General features: G+C 49.1%; 14 protein-coding genes and 2 pseudogenes. 10 read left to right on the forward strand and 6 right to left on the reverse strand.

What is annotated here, in order from left to right; genetic code table 11:
* Nucleotides 1-229: 229 nt before the first annotated feature.
* Nucleotides 230-841 carry an SDR family NAD(P)-dependent oxidoreductase gene (locus AFL22_RS09615; protein ID WP_241773176.1) on the reverse strand — a complete coding sequence of 204 codons (612 nt, stop codon included), beginning with the start codon at nucleotides 839-841 and terminating at the stop codon, nucleotides 230-232.
* Nucleotides 842-1223: 382 nt separating this feature from the next.
* Between AFL22_RS09615 and AFL22_RS23330 the strand changes: the two genes are divergently transcribed.
* Both AFL22_RS23330 and AFL22_RS09620 read left to right on the forward strand, forming a co-directional pair.
* A complete protein-coding gene (locus AFL22_RS23330) occupies nucleotides 1224-1433 on the forward strand; it encodes a DUF6434 domain-containing protein (RefSeq protein WP_072123872.1) in 210 nt (69 codons plus the stop codon).
* Nucleotides 1434-1577: 144 nt separating this feature from the next.
* Nucleotides 1578-2495, forward strand: a complete 918-nt coding sequence (locus tag AFL22_RS09620) for an arginase family protein (protein WP_052271262.1) — start codon at nucleotides 1578-1580, stop codon at nucleotides 2493-2495.
* Between the two features lie 140 nt (nucleotides 2496-2635).
* Here AFL22_RS09620 and AFL22_RS09625 read toward each other — a convergent pair whose 3' ends face one another.
* Nucleotides 2636-3232, reverse strand: a complete 597-nt coding sequence (locus AFL22_RS09625) for a glutathione S-transferase family protein (RefSeq protein ID WP_052271263.1) — start codon at nucleotides 3230-3232, stop codon at nucleotides 2636-2638.
* Nucleotides 3233-3571: 339 nt separating this feature from the next.
* Between AFL22_RS09625 and AFL22_RS09630 the strand changes: the two genes are divergently transcribed.
* From AFL22_RS09630 to AFL22_RS09640, 3 genes are all read left to right on the forward strand, one after another.
* Nucleotides 3572-3961 (forward strand): hypothetical protein, encoded by a 390-nt coding sequence (locus AFL22_RS09630; protein ID WP_052271264.1) that lies wholly within the window; start codon nucleotides 3572-3574, stop codon nucleotides 3959-3961.
* Between the two features lie 497 nt (nucleotides 3962-4458).
* Entirely contained in the window at nucleotides 4459-5160 is a 702-nt protein-coding gene (locus tag AFL22_RS09635) for a glutathione S-transferase N-terminal domain-containing protein (protein ID WP_010670628.1), read from the forward strand.
* Between the two features lie 250 nt (nucleotides 5161-5410).
* On the forward strand, nucleotides 5411-5974 hold the full coding sequence (locus tag AFL22_RS09640) for a TetR/AcrR family transcriptional regulator (protein ID WP_052271265.1): 564 nt from the start codon (nucleotides 5411-5413) through the stop codon (nucleotides 5972-5974).
* A 354-nt stretch (nucleotides 5975-6328) separates the two neighbouring features.
* Here AFL22_RS09640 and AFL22_RS24475 read toward each other — a convergent pair.
* Nucleotides 6329-6421 (reverse strand): annotated as a pseudogene (locus AFL22_RS24475) (hypothetical protein); the annotation flags it as partial.
* Nucleotides 6422-6656: 235 nt separating this feature from the next.
* Between AFL22_RS24475 and AFL22_RS09645 the strand changes: the two are divergent.
* Both AFL22_RS09645 and AFL22_RS09650 read left to right on the forward strand, forming a co-directional pair.
* On the forward strand, nucleotides 6657-8864 hold the full coding sequence (locus AFL22_RS09645; RefSeq protein WP_052271266.1) for a DUF4401 domain-containing protein: 2208 nt from the start codon (nucleotides 6657-6659) through the stop codon (nucleotides 8862-8864).
* Nucleotides 8857-9387 (forward strand): GDYXXLXY domain-containing protein, encoded by a 531-nt coding sequence (locus AFL22_RS09650; RefSeq protein ID WP_052271267.1) that lies wholly within the window; start codon nucleotides 8857-8859, stop codon nucleotides 9385-9387. Before AFL22_RS09645 ends, AFL22_RS09650 begins: the two co-directional genes overlap by 8 nt.
* Before the next feature lie 87 nt (nucleotides 9388-9474).
* Here the strand turns inward: AFL22_RS09650 and AFL22_RS24480 are convergent.
* Nucleotides 9475-9681, reverse strand: a pseudogene (locus AFL22_RS24480) (Rid family hydrolase); the annotation flags it as partial.
* Between the two features lie 124 nt (nucleotides 9682-9805).
* Here AFL22_RS24480 and AFL22_RS09660 point away from each other — a divergent pair.
* From AFL22_RS09660 to AFL22_RS09665, 3 genes are all read left to right on the forward strand, one after another.
* Complete coding sequence (locus tag AFL22_RS09660) at nucleotides 9806-10201, forward strand: VOC family protein (RefSeq protein ID WP_052271269.1); 396 nt, start codon at nucleotides 9806-9808, stop codon at nucleotides 10199-10201.
* Between the two features lie 112 nt (nucleotides 10202-10313).
* Entirely contained in the window at nucleotides 10314-10859 is a 546-nt protein-coding gene (locus tag AFL22_RS23350) for a GNAT family N-acetyltransferase (protein WP_072123878.1), read from the forward strand.
* Between the two features lie 411 nt (nucleotides 10860-11270).
* Nucleotides 11271-11684: a hypothetical protein gene (locus AFL22_RS09665; protein ID WP_033773682.1), complete on the forward strand. Its 414-nt coding sequence runs from the start codon at nucleotides 11271-11273 to the stop codon at nucleotides 11682-11684.
* 595 nt (nucleotides 11685-12279) lie between these two features.
* Here AFL22_RS09665 and AFL22_RS09670 read toward each other — a convergent pair.
* Complete coding sequence (locus AFL22_RS09670; RefSeq protein ID WP_052271270.1) at nucleotides 12280-12885, reverse strand: hypothetical protein; 606 nt, start codon at nucleotides 12883-12885, stop codon at nucleotides 12280-12282.
* Between the two features lie 200 nt (nucleotides 12886-13085).
* Nucleotides 13086-13433 carry a cupin domain-containing protein gene (locus AFL22_RS09675; protein WP_033761129.1) on the reverse strand — a complete coding sequence of 116 codons (348 nt, stop codon included), beginning with the start codon at nucleotides 13431-13433 and terminating at the stop codon, nucleotides 13086-13088.
* Between the last annotated feature and the right edge of the window lie 293 nt (nucleotides 13434-13726).

The raw sequence follows: 13726 nt of genomic DNA on the forward strand, positions 1-13726 counted from the left end.
GCTTTTCGTTCACAGCGGACCTTATGACCTAATTTTCTGTACGATCCGTGCCTGAGGCGGCCATTAATTACATTCAGATGCGCTAAGAAACATTGAGCCGCTTATTTTCCTTCAGGATGATTCGGACATATTTGAGAACCGACTGCGCACGACACGCCAGGCGTTCTGCCCACACCCGTCAACCAACCTGCCCCATTCAGGCAGGTGGAATGCTTTTATTAGACGAGATTCACCAGGGTGCGCGCTCTCCATCCAAAAAAAATCCTGCGGTGATTGTCTGGGATGCTTCAGCAGCGAGCCAGACGATCCCCCTGGCCGCCTGGGATACAGTCCGGTAACCGGTATGTCCGTTAAAATCGGTGGCCGTATATCCCGGGTCAACTGCGTTTACGCTGATGCCATACTCAGACAGTGAATTGGCAAATGCCACCGTAACGCCATTTAATGCCGTTTTTGAACTGGTATAGCCCAGTGCCGCTACCTGAGAGTAGGGATGCGCTTTGTCAGATACCCATTCCAGCGATCCCAGCCCGCTGCTGACCATGATGACCCGGGGTTCCTCGCCCAGTTTGAGCAGCGGCAGAAAAGCCTGCGTTACTCTGATGACGCCGAAAACGTTGGTGTTATACACCGTCATAATATCGCTGATGCTCTGCGACTCAGGCGCGATGGGCCAGGTTCCGGGAATACCCGCATTGTTGATCAGCACATCTAGTTTTCCATCTTCTGACTTTATCTGCCCGACAGCCGCATCAACACTTTCCTGGTCTGTCACGTCAATGATAGCCAGCCGCGCTTTAATGCCTTTCGACAGCAACAGGCTGTCGCCGTCTTTGAACACTGGCTGCAGCCCTGCTTTACGACGGGTGAACTGCTGCCTGTGCTTCCGGAGTGGTGGCCCGAATTTGAAGGTCCCTGGCTCTACTTTCCCAGCCGCTTTATGTCAGCACCTCTGCGCGCTTTTGTAGATTTTCTGAAAGAGGTACAGTCAATGCCTGAACCGCTCGATTGACTGCAGTAGCAGGCTCACCAATCGATATTGAGCTCGGCTAACAAGCGCACCTCTGTTTTGACGGGTTGTGACAGGTTAAAACGCACTGGAGGCATGGGGCCGCGTTTCAGACCGCTTTTTTCCCGGAGCAGACCTTGAGAAATTTCAGCTTCCCTGACTAAAGTGGAGTACTAATTTTTATTTAAAACCACTCATTACGGGAACTGGAAAAATGGAAACTGATTGGCATAGCTCCTCACTAACACGTTCGACCATCATTGATAAAAATTACAAAAACACACAAAACGTTCGCCGTTTTATGATCAAAGAGTGTGGAGAGAATTTCCGATTCAATCGTGAATTTATGATCTGGATAAGTAATGCTACCCCTAAGAATTTGGGTGATGTCGTAGATGATTGGAAACGGCGATATAAACGTTAAAATATGGATGTCAGCCTCTCACTTATAGCGAACCTTGTGCGTTCTGGCACAGGTTAACACCTCGAATTTTATCTCGGCGACAAAGCTGTTTCGTAAGAAAGCTTAGTTTCTGTGGTACTCAACCCAGTTAAAATCAGGTTTTTTATGGAAAAAATAATTCTTGTCCCGTCTGGTCTTGGTCTCAACCCTCTTTATGTAGGGCACATACCGGGCACATTCCGTGCGCCAGCAGTTCTCATGCACCACGGACTCGATAAAATGTTTCCCTCTTGTAACTTTGTTACTGTTCCCTGCCCTGAATACAGTCCTGAATGTGAGCCAGGTACTGATATCCTGAACGGTCACAAGCTCAGACAACTTAATCTACGATTGGCTGATGAAGTAGAGGCGGCGCATCATCGCAACTTAAAGCCCGTTGTTATCGGAGGCGACTGCGCCATCCTGCCCGGAGCCTTGCTGGGCAGCAGGCGTCAGTTAGGGCAACTTGCACTTGTGCATATTGACGGCCACAGCGATTTCCGTCATCCCGGCAACTGGAAGCGAGAACCAGGAGCACGACCAGGCGCTGCGGCCGGAATGGATTTGGCACTCGTTACCGGTCGGGGAGAGCCATTACTGACTGCATGGCCCGGTATCGAAGGATCCCTGGTTCAGGATGACGCAGTGATTCAGTTGGGAGAGCGTGAGTCGCTCCTGGAAGATTATGAATGGCCTGACATTGTTGGCACTGATATCCGGCGTATAACTATTTTTGACGCGCTTAAGTTGCCTGATCATCATCTCATCAATGTGATATTCGAGCGGCTTAACCTTTTTCCTGAAATGCCCTACTGGATTCATCTTGATATGGATGTCCTGGACAGTTCTGAAATGTCTGCAGTTGATTGTCCCGGCATTCCCGGTTTGTCTTCTGAAACACTTGTAAATCTCTGTCGCGAACTTTTCAGAAATATGCGCTGCTGTGGCATCACAGTAACCATTTATGATCCTGATTTAGATCATGAAGGGACGGCAGCAAAGCTCATTTTGGACATGCTCAGAAGCATAACTAACGGTATCTGACCCAATTACAATCAAAGCGGTTACTACGTCCGTTTCTCGCTCATAGCGGACATTGCCTGATGCAGATGTCCGCTTTGTCCAAGAAGCGGACGTTGCGCTTTTTACTGCCGTGAATGCATCTCAATGATATTACAAACTCGTTAGATATTATTCATTTCCTGAGCTTTCACGAATGCTGGTCGGCTCATGGCTCTGGCTATGTAGCTGTCAGTTTCTTTGCCAATTTCTAATCCGCATAGTTTTGCCCACAGCAACGAATGAGAGAGGAAAATGTCGGCCAGAGTAAAATTGTCCCCGGCGATCCACGTATGGGACGGATTGAAGCGGATCTGGGAGATGACCTTGGTTGCTTCGTCTCTAAGGGAATTCATTAAGCCAGTGGATCGTTGGTTTTCTGGAATGAATACATTTTGTTTCAGTAAACTCCAGACCGGCGCTTCTAAGTCGGTGAGACTAAAGCTCAACCACGCATTAACGGAGGCTTTTTCTTCAGGATTTGCGGGGTAAAGAGTACCATTTTGATGTTTTTCACACAGGTAAATACATATTGCTAAGGTTTCACTGATTGATATTTTTCCGTCAACCAAAAATGGTACTTTTCCAAAAGGATGTGGTGATTTGACGTCAGAAGTTGGATCAAAAAGTTCTACTCTGCTGGTATCGTAAGTTGCCCCAATTTCTTCAAGCGCCCAAAGCACCCTAAGGGATCTGCTTTTTGGGTAGGTATAGATTTTCAACTCAAAACTCCTTTTTTATGAGCAGTCTTTATAGAATAAGTGATGAGTTAATGTCAAAAAGTCCGCTTTGTGCCAGAAGCGGACGTGGCTAACAACAATCTGTGTTGTTCAACGGGGAACAGATGATTCCATTGATATGAGCATTTAGCACTATAGGATTGCTAATCATGCTTAGGCTGCACAACAAGAATAAAGCTTATACTCAGACAGAATTTGAGATTACACAGGGACTAAGTTGATCAGTCCTGTCAACGCAACGCTAAATTCTTGTCAAGAAACGCTTTAGATTGCCGAAATATACAATTACCATTATTTCTGTAAATACATGGATTGAACAATATGAACAAACTCTTACTTCTTATCTCGCTGGTTTTTATTGCGCCAGCACAGGCTTCTGAAGTCACAGTTGGTCAGGCTTGCAAAGCTGCTTCTGCTGCAATGTTTGGCCGTGACCATAAGATCATGCAGTTGGATAAAGTCGAATCAGGTGTTGCCTATGTCCATTATATCCGGCAGGACGATGGCACCCGTTGGGCAATTAAGTGCAAACTTATAGGTGATCAAGTTATGTGGGCATCTAACAATCCTGAGAGCACCGGTCGCTGGCGGGATGATCCTGCAGACAGTACGGTCAAATATGCTATTAATGGTAAAAAGATTATTATTACCGAACTCTACAGTGACGGTTCAAGTACTACTAACTCTTATCCTTTGAACCAGCTAAAGTGACTATGATCGGCACTCCGTTGATCAAGACAACTCAATTTTAGTCATGTAGCTATTGGAGTTGAGAACGTCCGCTCCTCGCTCACAGCGGCCGCTCATTTTTGTGACCAGTGATGATGCCGACACCAGTCGGCTTCATGGGCTGATCTAACCGCTACTACCTCACCCCGTGGCCCTTGCGCTACCGGACTATCAGCCGGCTCTTCCTGTTGGCCAGGAACCCGGATGGCAGCTAGTGGACAGCAATTGCCAATATGTAACTCACCTGAAAACCCGTTTGAATCCAGCCTCTCCACTCATTTGCATTTTTCAACCCTCCGGCGTTATTTTTCCCCCACCTTCAGCTATGCCTCCGCTGAAATATCGTATCAAGCATGAAGATCACCTAAAAATTAACCTAACAAGTGTTAGACAGGTGTTGACGTGTGTTGATTTGCCCGCTAAGGTTTATCTACCTAACGTTAGTTAGATACCCCAACCATTAACCTGTAGGATCGACCATGACTGCTAAACTTCAGCTTTTTACATCACCTTCGGCCTTTCCTAATCCACAGCGCCTGCGGCTTTTCATGCACGAAAAGGGCATCGCTGACCAGTTTGCCGAGACAATCTATGACATGTCCCCTGGAGGAGAGCAGCGTGGCTGGCGACATTTGAATATGAATCCGTGGGGCGAAACGCCTACCCTTGAACTGGCTGACGGGAGTTATATTTCTGAAACGGCTGCCATCGTTCGCTATCTTGATCAGGAGTATCCGGGCCGCAAGATTATGGGAGAAACAGCACTGGAACAGGGGCTGGATAATATGTGGGATAACCGGGTGTGGGTGCATATCCTGTACCGCATCGTTACAGCGTTCCACGTGTTGCACACCGGCCTCGGCTTCAAGCTGGAATTGACCAAAAATGAGGCCTGGGGTGAACACTGCCGTAAAGAAGCTTTGGCTCACGCCGCGCTGGTTAATCGCCATCTGTCAGACGGCCGCGAATGGCTGCTCGGCGGCGATGCGCCGACCTTCTCGGATATTACTCTGGCAACCGCGATCGCCTTCTCGAAATTCCCGGTCAATGCCACTCCACTGGACGAGCGTTTTGAGTTCTTAGATGCCTACTGGCAGCGCTGGACAAAACGTCCTGCCTTCCAGGCGGCCTACGCCGATCGCAACAGCGGCATTCCTGAGCTGGATTCGCCAGCCCGGTAATAGCGCCACTCGATGTAAACTCCGGTACGCCGGGTTCGTTATCTACTGACTTTCCCGGTGACCAGAGTGCTTATGATTGCGTCGGCTGTTGATGTTACTTGCTAAACCATGATGGAATGACGTCTGCCTGAGCACCCTGGATGCATTGAACTTACTGTTTTCCATGGCAATCACCCTGTCACCCGGTAAGCGTTTGCTGTAAATTAGCGTTCTCTATTTAAGAGATCATCCCAATACCAAAGGCATCAAGATGAGCGTCAACACCAGGGAAGCCATTTTGCAGGCGGCCAGGAAAATTGCCCAATCTCAGGGCTATAACGGTTTGAATTTCCGCGACCTCGCGCAGGATGTGGGTATCAAAGCGGCGAGTATTTACTACTATTTTCCAGGCAAAGCCGAGTTGGGTATTGCCGTTGCCAGACGATACTGGGAGGACGGTGCGCTCGCGCTCGAGATGATCGAATCAGAAAGCCCATCACCCATTGATGCGCTGCGTCGCTTTCCTGAAATCTTCCGAAGATCACTTGAGTCCGAAAATCGTCTCTGCCTGGGCAGTTTCATGGGCGCTGAAAAAGATACCTTACCTCCTGAAATGAATGCAGAAATACAGAAGTTTGCTGATGTGAACATTGCATGGCTGAACAGACTGCTGGTGGCTGCGAAGGTGTGCGATTCAAGTGAGAGTGAATCCAGAGCACGTGCAATTTTCACGGCCATTGCTGGTGCCCAGCTTATCGCCAGAAGTCGCTCAGATATCTCGCTTTTTGATTCACTGGTGAATTCATACCGCGCCTTCGGACCTCTGCCAGCATAGCAACTGCCCGCAATCCGATTCAGTGAATGGGCGGCTTTATGCACGCGCGCCCAATGCGGCGCGGCGTCCGGTAGCGTATGTGCTTTTCCACTCAGGAACTCACCCCTTTGAATCAATGCGCGACGGGCCAGGGTAAAAGTATTACGCCGTGTCTCATCATCACCTGCGATAAAGGGGTGAAACCTCGGTTCAGGAAAGCGTTTATTTCAGCGGTTCAGGCAGCTAACAATCCACAATTTGCTGTCCGACTGCGGTTTCTTAAGCGGCTTCAGGCCAATAGTCGTGGCAATCAGCTTATCATCAACCGTAAGCGTCCCCTGCTCCGTCACCCGATAATCTTTACGCTTCTTACCTTTCAGCAACGCGGGTGATGCGGTACCCCTGAGAGTACAGCAGTAAAGCCTGGCTACGGGGATCGCGTTCATCGGGGGCGGATGTCATGTTCATGCAGCACAAATACGGCCGCGACACTACTTGATCACAATAATGCGGCAGATTGCGCAGAGTTCCCCCCTCGCCTTTGATTTACGCTGTTATATCCAGGAAAAGATGTTTACATTTGTTCAGCAAAATTATCGGCCGCTTAGCAGAGCGTCACTGACCGACACGCGGATTGATCGCAAGGAAGAACAGCCGTTAACTTCATCATCAAAGTCATACCGCTAACAGAGGCAGGGAAAGAATGAGGGAGCTTGCACCCGATGGCATCACCGGGATGCCGTCACGGACGGCAGAGTATCTTTGTCGCCAGATCGCACGCCTGCTGAAAGGAGGAAGCCTGACCCCGGAAACCTGCCAGCGTATCTTTGCTTTCTGTGGAATCAGACCGTCAGATGCTCAGTGGCGTCAGTTTCTTATCCCGGTTCTTTCCTGTCTGGGATTACTGTCTCTGGTTGCCGGAGCGGTGTTCTTTATTGCCTGGAACTGGGCCTGGCTGCCGAAAATGGCGAAATTTGCCCTGGCCGAGCTGTTGATCGTCGCGCTAGCGGTGATTGTCTGGTGGCGCTGGTACAGCACGCTGGCACGCAACGCATTACTGGCGACAGGGCTAATCTTCGGTGCCCTTTTTGCGCTGTATGGACAGATTTATCAGACCGGTGCTGACAGCTGGGAGCTATTCCGGGCCTGGTTATACGTTCTTCTGCCGCTGGCGCTGATTGCCCGGCAAAACAGCCTGTGGTTTTGCAGCTGGCTGGTCGCTAACCTGGCATTCCAGCTCTATTACAACACCCTGCCGTCGTCACTGCTGGATCTCGCCGCGTCTGACAGTTTAACCAGGCTTCCGACCGCTGTGCTCTACGGATATCTGGCGTTGCTGGCAGCCTGCCTGATTGTCAGGGAAGCGCTGGCGTGGCGCGCGATAAAGCATCAGCCCGAGAGCTGGCTGGCAAGCCGCTGGTTCTCGCGAGTCATGGCGGGATTTTTACTGCTTCAGCTGACCGCCATTGTGGCCGGGAACCTCTCTGACTGGGGTGGCGGTGACCACCTTCCTTATATCACCGGCGGTTGGGTGATCACCCTGCTGGCAGGTTATTACCTGTACCGTTACCGCTATCCGGATCTCTGCATGCTGACGCTGGGCATCGCCAGCCTGGCCGTGGTTGGCTGTGCGCTAATTATGCAGTTATTTCTTTTAGCCTACGATACGGGTGATCTGTTTTTGACTGGCATCCTGTTGGCATTTTGGGTGGCGGTAAATGGTTCAATTCTGCTGAAGTGGCAACGCAAACTGGTTGAAAAGGGGCCAATCGATCTGGCTCCGGCCAGGCTGACCTTACTGACAGACACTTTGCGTCAGCAGGGTTTGCTGAGCGCCTCGCAGGTTGAGGAAATTAAGCAGCGCGGTCACGCATCCGACCTGCCCTGGTATCTGAGGCTGGCGCTAAGCGTCGGGGGCTGGGTGGCAGCGATCATCATTCTGTTACTGATGATACTGATGCTTTATGCCACTGATCTGCTGGAAGACCCGAATGCTGCCACCCTTATTATTCCTTCGCTGCTGCTTGCCGCCATTGCACGTGGCCTGTTAAGCAGTCAGCGTGACGGTAAACATCACCTCGGGCTGGCATGGGCGATTGCGGCTACGTGCGGGCTGATAACCGGCGTTCTGCTACAAATCCAGAGCAATGACGTCAGCTTTATTATGCTGAGTTCACTGACTGCCTTGCCGATCCTGGCCGCAATGGCGATGGCTATGCCCGACCGCACTTATCGGTTTATGGCCATCACTGCCCTGACCTTTTTCCTGGTGCTGGCGGGATACTCTCTGGCCCGGATCTGCCTGTCTCCGATGGCTGCACGCCTTGTTGTGTCCGTACTGGTGGCGGCGGTTATATTTTTGTGGATGTGGACTGTCAGTCATCAGTTGAGTTTACAGGCAGGGCCGTATGCTGACGCGGTACATCCTCTGCTGTATGGCATCCCGTGTGGTCTGATGTTGCTGAGTTTCCTCGGTATAAACGCGGCGTATCTAACGGATTTCCTCTGGTCAGCATCGCAATTTTCCACGCTTCAGTCTGCGACTGGCCCAGGGATCGCGGCTGGCTTAGTGCTGAGTGCGCTCAGTCAGAAAAGGCATAGCCAGCCGCTGTTTTCGATTATCACGCTGCCCGCTGCACTCATCTGCGGGGCCGCCGCCCTCTATACACCGGGTATAGGGCTGGGATTGTGGTTAATTCTGATGGCACGTTATCAGGGAAGTCTGGGGTTGCTGGTGGTCAGTGGCGGTTTCATGGTGCTGTATGTCATTGGCTGGTATTACTTCCTGGAGGTAATTCTGCTGCAGAAATCCCTGCTGCTGCTGGTCAGCGGTCTGGTTTTACTGGGGCTGGCATGGGGAGTCAAAAAAGTATTACCCGCACAAATCGGAGGTGCCAGTGAGAATGCATAAACAGAGCCGATGGCTAGCTGGCGCTGTGATAGCGCTGGCGCTGATAGCCGTCAATGTCAGCATCTGGCAAAAAGAGCAGTTGCTGAAGCAAGGCGCGGTCATGATTTTACCTCTTGCCCCGGTTGACCCCCGATCCCTGATGCAGGGTGATTATATGGCGCTGAACTATGCCCTCACCCGCCCACTGGAACTGGCGTTGTATCAACAGGCTGAGTCCTGCGGCGCGACCCTGTCAGCGCCATGCCTGCCCACCAGCGGAACCCTGATTGTTGACCTCGATGCGCAGCGTCATGCGACTCAGGCCCGTTTTGATCAGGGTGAGCCTCTGCAGCCAAATCAGCTACGGGTGAAGTACCATCAGCATGATGGCTCGCTGACCGTCGGCACCAACGCTTATTTCTTTCAGGAAGGTCATGCCGACAGATTCGCGCAGGCACGTTATGGGGCATTTCGGGTGGGAAGCGATGGAACGGCTCTACTGACGGATCTGCTTGATGAGCAGGGTAAAGCGATTCAGCCTTAAGGATGCGAGACGCTCACTGGCCTGGCGCTAAATACACTGACAGGCGGCCTTAATGTCCTTATTGCCCGGATGCCCGGATGCCCCAGTCAGATCGTCAAACGTACAACTTGCCGCCGCAAGCGTTGTTGTCAGATTTCCAAAGGCCAGTTTTACCTGAGCAGCAAAATCGGGTTACGGGGTGCGATTGGCTCGGCTACCTGTCTGACCCCAGACAAACAGCAAATCGCCTGAAGGGATGGCAGCAGCATAAACATGCTGCTGATAGCGGGCGAACTGAAGTCCGCGTTTTGCCAGAAGCGGACATGGCTTACCTCATGCTGCTTTAACCTCAAGAGAAATGACTGACTCTCTTTCTGACTTGAACTACAAGATGTACGGACTACATTAAGATTTCTCATTTCATTCAGGAGAATTGGTGATGTTTAGTCATGTTCACGTTGGCGCGAGAGATCTCAACACATTAGTGGCTTTCTATGAACCTCTGCTTGCGAAGTTAGGCTTTGAACAGATGCCAGAGGGTAATGGCGGTCAGGCTAAAGGGGTTGGCTGGAAATATCCTGATAAACGATGGCCTCAGTTTTACGTGCAGGTGCCTGAAAATGGCCTTCCTTCAACCTGGGGCAACGGTATGCAAGTCAGTTTTATGGTCGCTACTCAGGAAGAAGTTCAGGAGATTTGGCACCTCGCCATGAAAATGGGAGGTGCCGACGAGGGTAAACCTGGTTTCAGAGAATACGCTTCTGACTTCTATGCGGCTTATTGTCGGGATCCGGAAGGGAATAAGCTGTGTTTTGTCCACGCTCCTGAAGAATAAAAGCAGAATATCAGGCCACTGTTCTCATATTGTCTGTACAACCATATGAATTACGGTAACTATTGCATAAAACAAATGGCGCCCAACCTGTAATTCGTAAGGGAGAGAGTGAATGCAAATACCCTCATTAAAAACAGAACGTTTACTGTTAAAGCCATTAGTTATCGAAGATGCACCATCAATCCAGAAGCTCTTTCCGCGCTGGGAGATCGTTCGTTATATGGTGTCATCAGTTCCGTGGCCCTATCCTGATAATGGCGCAGAGCATTATGTAAGTAATGTAGCACTGCCAGCTATGGCACAAGGGTTCTCCTGGGTCTGGAGCATACGTTATCGGGGTAAACCGGACGAGCTGATAGGAGTTATTAGCCTGGACGATGCAGAGGACAACAATCGCGGTTTCTGGCTTGTGCCTGAACATCAGGGACGGGGATTAGCGCGAGAAGCAAGTATTGCCGTGACAGATTACTGGTTCAATACCTTAAAAAGGTCAGTATTACGTGTTCCTAAAGCAGCTGAAAATATACGTTCTCAGAAAATTTCAATCAGTAGCGGTATGCGATTAATAAGAACTGAAAAAAAACACTTTGTCAGTGGGCTTCTGGACTCACAATTGTGGGAGATTACACGTGATGAGTGGAATGCAAATCGTCACTAGCGCATAACATCCGCCTGGCGCTCATAGCGGACATTAGCATGACGTCAGTCTCCCTTCTTTCCGGAAGCGGATATTTTCAGACAAGCAATAGCCCGGTGAAGCGTTATGGACATTGCTGGGCTGGCTCATCATGTCACAGACTGCCAGATAGAGGTTACCTGCAGGTATTGCTCCTTTCAGGCCGCCCACGTGATACGGGCGTTCCTAAGACATGCCATACCTGAACTGCCTTTGTTGTCCAGCCAGAAAGTGATGAAGCAACGGTTGATAAGGGCAGTATTGCAGTGGCGCCGGTTAGTGATCCTGACTTCTGCTTTGCCAGGGAGACTACCTGTTTTGCGATCAAGCCTCGTGCCGAAAATTTAAGCGAGTAAGCTGCATCAATATAGCTGCTCAGACATAGAGAAAATTATGCCGAACATTATTGACGACAACTGGATTAGGATATCTGTGATATCAGCAATATTTAGTAGTGTCGTGGGTTCATTACTGGTTTTAACCTATCTTTCCTTGGGAAAAAGCAGTACACCCGTAGTGGGTTTAATTTTTACTTATTTTTTCATTGTTATGGTGAGTATTATTGGCACCACGATGGGCTCAATGATAATCGGCATGCCATTAGCGATGATTTCAAAGCGATTTTATCCTGACGCTGCCCTGAAGGGGAGCTTTTTTATCGTGTGCTCTGCGCTCTTCATGTGGCTGGTTGTACTGGCATGGCCTGTTATCAGGATATGTGAAACGCCTTATTCGGATATTTTGCTTTTAAGCCCCTATGCTTTCTGTTCAGCTGCCGCACTTGCTTATCTGGTTTACTGGGATTAATGCGTATTATATCAATCAGGATCGGTGCAGTAGGACCGTTAATGAAAAGAGCTAATGGTATCATTTTTCAGCCAGACATATGGAAACAGGTGAGTCCAGGGTGTCGGAATCCCCATGTTTTCCAGCCCCCCTGTGAGCAGTTTTAATTACAGACTCATCTGGATGTTAATTAGATAATGTTTACGTGACAACACGTGATCACATTTTGCCTGCCAGATAATCATGGATTCTGCTCGAAATATTGTTTATCCATCTCGACAAGTTTCTTTTGTAATCCTGACTCCCCTTCAACCACTTCGTAAAATTTACTGTGAGTATAAAGATAAATACGCTCGGATGACGCAAACATAAACATGTCTGGTGAAGCCATATTTGAGAAGCGACTTATCACTTCGGACTGTAAAAAGATGACACCATTCCCAACCTGAGGAGTATTTTGCCACTGAATAAAGATAGCGCTTTTCTATTCACCCCATTTACATCGGCTTTTCCGTTAAAAAACCCCAGGAGATAATAGTATAAATTAAACCTATAGTATCTTCCGTGCCACAGATGCAAAGAGCGTACTGATAATTACTTTTACTCGTCCAGTAAATTACCACCCTATCGACTTGCATTGACTGAATTCAGTCCTTGGTACAATGAGCGCCATATGGTTTTCTGCCATGCACTGTTTAAAAACCTGCTCTTTGTAACGGCCCGCCTGTAAACCCAGCATGGTGCCGGACCGTTCCGCTGCGTTATTTTCAATGTAAGAGCCACAATTTTCTTTGAACTCCTGAGGATTATCGCTATAAGACATCGACCATTTCAGCTGAGCTTTAACTGAATCATCTGATTGATGCTGGGGGACGGCTTTTACTGGTTCCAGGCCAGAATAGAGTGGATTGCCGAGTAATTTCTGTGCAAATCGTTGATTTTTTGCGGTTAAACGTCCGGTTTTACACATCTGCATATAGATCTGCGAAAGGCGTTGCTCCTCAGCATCGGCAGCATGGGTGCATTCCTCCAGGACTTGTTCATTGGCCTTAGCCGGTTTTTTTTCAGTGGATCTCCAGTAACTATTTTTCAAGTCCGGAATCGTGCCTTCGGTGGTGCCAAAAGGGCAAAGTGCACTGGCGCAACCCAGTAAAAACATGGGCACACACGTCAACGTCAGAACACGTAACAGGGAAAACGCTTTAAGACTGCTTTTGTTCATTTTATTTTCACTTTAGTCAGCTGCGGACATGGGGTCTGAGCAATGTCATTATTTTTAATGTTCCGCTTTTCGCTCATAGCGGACCTACCGGAATGCAGGCCAGGTTTGTGCCTGAAGCAGGCGTTGCAAATAATCAGTTAAGTTAACACCTGGCGCGCAGTCCTTACCTTAAGACAAGCCATAGCGGTGTTCATAATTCGTCAGCAGGATGAAGGAAGGTCAGAACGATCTCCTCGCGTCGTTGGGTGCGAAATTACAATAAATTCTACAGGAAACTCAGTGTCGTTTCTGGCTTGATGCTTTGACCCCGGTGGAATTTCTAGCCCCTGCAGGGCTTTAATATTATGCATCTTACCCTCCAGTTCCATTGAAAGAACACCATCGAGAACAAAGAAAAATTGTCTGGAAACGGAGTGAAAGTGTCGCTTTTCAGAAGTGCCGGCAGGCATTTTCTCATGAATAACCAGCATATCCTGACGGTTTACCAGATACCAACCATCGCAATTGTCGCCCCAGAAATAATGCTCTGCATTTTCCTTTGAAATCATCATCCTTCTCCTGTTTACACGCGCCCATCTATCAACATATTAAGAAAGTGATACCGAGATATAGTATCGATTCTCAACAGGTTATGCTTTTGATTATTTACCTAAAGATCTGAACTGCATCGTTCAACATATCTGGTAGTTATCAATGTATTGGGTTAGCAGAATTTTATCTGGCCATAATGTCCGCTTTTCGCTCATAGCGGAAATTAGCCTGACGTCAGTCTTCCCTATACAGGCAGCGTAGGTTCGCACGCCATTAGAGAATAGCTACGCTGGGCACTCGTATGCGCTTC

The organism is Pantoea sp. CFSAN033090 (assembly GCF_001264395.1).
In the GTDB taxonomy this organism is placed as follows: domain Bacteria; phylum Pseudomonadota; class Gammaproteobacteria; order Enterobacterales; family Enterobacteriaceae; genus Pantoea; species Pantoea agglomerans.

Bases quoted from the DNA above. Each gene is read 5' to 3' on its own strand.
- AFL22_RS09645 (WP_052271266.1), top strand. From the start codon at position 6,657: ATGAGGGAGCTTGCACCCGATGGCATCACCGGGATGCCGTCACGGACG.
- AFL22_RS09640 (WP_052271265.1), top strand. From the start codon at position 5,411: ATGAGCGTCAACACCAGGGAAGCCATTTTGCAGGCGGCCAGGAAAATT.
- AFL22_RS09635 (WP_010670628.1), top strand. From the start codon at position 4,459: ATGACTGCTAAACTTCAGCTTTTTACATCACCTTCGGCCTTTCCTAAT.
- AFL22_RS23330 (WP_072123872.1), top strand. From the start codon at position 1,224: ATGGAAACTGATTGGCATAGCTCCTCACTAACACGTTCGACCATCATT.
- AFL22_RS09660 (WP_052271269.1), top strand. From the start codon at position 9,806: ATGTTTAGTCATGTTCACGTTGGCGCGAGAGATCTCAACACATTAGTG.
- AFL22_RS23350 (WP_072123878.1), top strand. From the start codon at position 10,314: ATGCAAATACCCTCATTAAAAACAGAACGTTTACTGTTAAAGCCATTA.
- AFL22_RS09620 (WP_052271262.1), top strand. From the start codon at position 1,578: ATGGAAAAAATAATTCTTGTCCCGTCTGGTCTTGGTCTCAACCCTCTT.
- AFL22_RS09630 (WP_052271264.1), top strand. From the start codon at position 3,572: ATGAACAAACTCTTACTTCTTATCTCGCTGGTTTTTATTGCGCCAGCA.
- AFL22_RS09665 (WP_033773682.1), top strand. From the start codon at position 11,271: ATGCCGAACATTATTGACGACAACTGGATTAGGATATCTGTGATATCA.
- AFL22_RS09670 (WP_052271270.1), bottom strand. From the start codon at position 12,885: ATGAACAAAAGCAGTCTTAAAGCGTTTTCCCTGTTACGTGTTCTGACG.
- AFL22_RS09675 (WP_033761129.1), bottom strand. From the start codon at position 13,433: ATGATTTCAAAGGAAAATGCAGAGCATTATTTCTGGGGCGACAATTGC.
- AFL22_RS09650 (WP_052271267.1), top strand. From the start codon at position 8,857: ATGCATAAACAGAGCCGATGGCTAGCTGGCGCTGTGATAGCGCTGGCG.